3 protein-coding genes are annotated in these 3,287 nt (G+C 39.1%); 1 reads left to right on the plus strand and 2 read right to left on the minus strand.

Annotated elements, in window-relative coordinates; genetic code table 11:
• Nucleotides 1-207, minus strand: a 207-nt coding sequence (locus tag WS40_RS10240; RefSeq protein WP_046442101.1) for a hypothetical protein, incomplete at its 3' end; no start/stop codon positions are given.
• Nucleotides 208-400: 193 nt separating this feature from the next.
• On the opposite strand from WS40_RS10240, the gene WS40_RS11680 reads away from it, so the two are divergent.
• The gene (locus WS40_RS11680) at nucleotides 401-1,102 is read left to right on the plus strand and encodes an XRE family transcriptional regulator (RefSeq protein ID WP_117924068.1); all 702 of its coding nucleotides are present in this window, start codon (nucleotides 401-403) and stop codon (nucleotides 1,100-1,102) included.
• Nucleotides 1,103-1,604: 502 nt separating this feature from the next.
• Here WS40_RS11680 and serS read toward each other — a convergent pair.
• Nucleotides 1,605-2,888 carry a serine--tRNA ligase gene (gene serS, locus WS40_RS10250; RefSeq protein WP_046442104.1) on the minus strand — a complete coding sequence of 428 codons (1,284 nt, stop codon included), beginning with the start codon at nucleotides 2,886-2,888 and terminating at the stop codon, nucleotides 1,605-1,607.
• Nucleotides 2,889-3,287 lie beyond the last annotated feature (399 nt).

Consider the following 3,287-nt stretch of genomic DNA (forward strand, 5'->3'; position numbering starts at 1 on the left):
TGTTTGCTGCTCGCCGTATTTTTCAGCTATGCAATCAAGATCATCATCTATTGCTGCCTTAGCATCCTCGATTGTATTATAAGCCTTTGGCGAGAAAGCCCCGTAAGGTGATATGCAAACATAGCCTATCCTATCGTTACCTGATATCGTATAGCCTCTGTACTCATACATATTCACATCGGTTTCCTTAATCTTATACTTATTCATTAAAATTCCTCCTTTTTCGATTGACGTTTAACGCTTTTTGTGTTAAACTTAATTTATCATGGGGTAACTATGCCCTAGAGGTTACCCTATAGTAAATTATAACTAGATTTTTTTCTAATTGTCAAGTGAAATTCTAACTCGAAATTAGAAAAACGCTAATTTCGTGATAAGTAACAAAGGAGATGATTGAATTTTGGATATTTTGGATAGAATAACTATGCTTTTAGGCAATCGAGAGCAAAAAGAATTGACTAATTACCTGAAATTAAATAATGTTGCTTTTTCAGAATGGAAGTCTGGGAAAAGCAAATCATATAGAAAATATCTAATTGAAATTGCTGAATTTTTTGATGTTTCAATAGATTACCTTGTTTACGGCAAAGAAAAAAGCTCACCAGCGGAACAGTTGACCGATGATGAGCAAGAGTTACTTACATATTATAAGGAATTAGATTTAATGAAAAAGGGTCAAGTCCTCGAACGTGCCAAGGTCCTTTTTGAGCAGTCAAAAATACCATTAAAAGAGCTTGAAAACAGTGTTTTCATAGAGTACTATTCGTTGCCTGTCAGTGCCGGAACTGGCGTTGATCTGGATGGCTGCGAAAAAGGTATGTTGGAGGTTAAGAAAACGCAGCTCACTCTTGAGGCTAATTTTGCTCTAAGAGTGTCTGGCAACAGCATGGAGCCTGTATTCCACGACGGAGACGTAGTTCTGATAGCCTCGCAGCCATCTGTTGAGATCGGCGAGATAGGCATTTTTATACTTAACGGGGAAGGATTTATAAAGAAGTTCGGCGGAGATCGCTTGATTTCCCTTAACCCGGATTATGATGATATTCCGCTGCATGATTATGATAGTATCTATTGCCGGGGAAAGGTTATTGGAACTGTATGATATAAAAATATGAAACTAAGCAACTTGTGCTTGATCTTCCGACTGTAGTGATTGTTCGAGCCGCACAGTGGGACATTGATAAGTTAATGGGAACTAGTTCCCATTAATCGAATTTTTAGTTCCTATATTCCCGTATAAAATATGGAAATTTTTCAATGAGATTTTTCAATTGAACATTCAAACTATTTTATAAACGTTATAGCTTTAAAATGCGTAAATACGCTGTTTTGTGACAATTTTAAAATTTGAAAACAGTTCTAAAACGTTCTAAAAAGGTAAAATTTAAAGGTCTTAAAATGCTTTTAAAATTGCATTTTAAGACCTTATTTTTTTGACATTCAATTTTCTTATCCGCAAAGCACGTCAACTTTTTGCATATTCAAACCGCCGCATTTGCGCCACTTTCGTGGGTTTTCTATGCTAATTCCGAGTTATTCCGCATTTTTGCGTTTTTCGGATTTTGCGTGGCGAGCAACACCGTTCACCTTTTTGCATATCAAAATTACTTTGTTATCTTGTCCTTGCCGCCCATGTACATTCTCAGTGGCTCAGGGATATTAACTGTTCCGTCAGCATTGAGATTGTTCTCGAGAAATGCGATAAGCATTCTTGGAGGTGCAACAACTGTGTTGTTAAGAGTGTGAGCAAAATACTTTGTGCCGTCCTCTGCCTTTATTCTTATGCCAAGACGTCTTGCCTGTGCATCGCCAAGATTTGAGCATGAACCAACTTCAAAATACTTCTTCTGTCTTGGGCTCCATGCCTCAACGTCACAGCTCTTTACCTTGAGGTCTGCAAGGTCGCCTGAGCAGCACTCAAGTGTTCTTACAGGGATATCAAGTGAACGGAAGAAATCAACAGAATTCTGCCACAGCTTGTCATACCATGCCATGCTATCTTCAGGCTTGCAGACAACTATCATTTCCTGCTTTTCAAACTGGTGTATTCTGTAAACACCTCTCTCTTCGATGCCGTGTGCGCCAACTTCTTTTCTGAAGCATGGTGAATAGCTTGTGAGAGTCTTTGGAAGCTCACCCTCTGGAATGATAGTGTCGATAAATCTGCCTATCATTGAATGCTCAGAAGTACCGATGAGATAAAGATCCTCTCCCTCTATCTTGTACATCATGCCTTCCATTTCAGAAAAGCTCATAACACCTGTAACAACGTCTGAACGTATCATGTAAGGAGGAATGAAATATGTGAAACCTCTGTCTATCATGAAATCTCTGGCATATGAAAGAATTGCAGAATGAAGTCTTGCAATGTCGCCCATAAGATAATAGAAGCCGTTTCCTGATGTTCTTCTTGCACTGTCAAGGTCGATGCCGTTAAAGCTTTCCATAATGTCAACGTGATATGGGATCTCATAATCAGGAACAACAGGCTCTCCGAATCTTTCAATCTCTACGTTCTCGCTGTCGTCCTTGCCTATAGGAACGCTTGGGTCGATAATGTTAGGGATAACGAGCATTCTCTCACGGATCTTGCCCTCAAGCTCTTTTTCCTTTTCAGCCATAGCGTCAAGCTCAGCACCGATAGCGGAAACCTCAGCCTTTACTTTCTCAGCTTCGTCCTTCTGACCCTTAGCCATAAGACCGCCTATCTGCTTGCTCATTACCTTTCTTTTATTTCTCAGCTCGTCAGCTTTTGTCTTAGCTGCTCTGTATTCCTCGTCAAACTGAGCTACCTCGTCAACAAGAACGAGCTTTTCGTCCTGAAACTTCTTCTTGATGTTTTCCTTGACAAGCTCAGGATTTGTACGGATAAGCTTAATATCAATCATTTTACATACTCCTTTTAGCTGACGCAAAAAAATTTTCTTACGTCGCAATATTTATCCTTTTAATAATATCACTAAAAGGAGATTTTGTCAAGACAAAGCCCCTTTAAAACAGGCTTTTGAAACAGGTTTTGAGAGAACTTATTTCATAGATAAAATACTATCATGATATAAGTAACAGTGCGAATTTCATAAAATGTTGGTTTGTCAATCATATTGGACACTATCATTAAGAAATTCGATAGGCGAAAACCATTTGAGGGGACGCATAGGACGGTTGTTTGTTCGACTTAAACGTGCAGCTAGCTGCACGTTTAAGTCGTCGCAGGAATAAAACCTATGGCACGAATAGAATTTGTTGTGATCTTCTCGGTGACTGCGCTCTACTTTGCCATTGTGCCT

Source organism: Ruminococcus sp. N15.MGS-57 (genome assembly GCF_000980385.1).
GTDB lineage: Bacteria > Bacillota > Clostridia > Oscillospirales > Ruminococcaceae > Hominimerdicola > Hominimerdicola aceti.

Excerpts from the sequence above, each read along its gene's own strand:
- serS (WP_046442104.1), bottom strand. The coding sequence starts at position 2,888 with ATGATTGATATTAAGCTTATCCGTACAAATCCTGAGCTTGTCAAGGAA.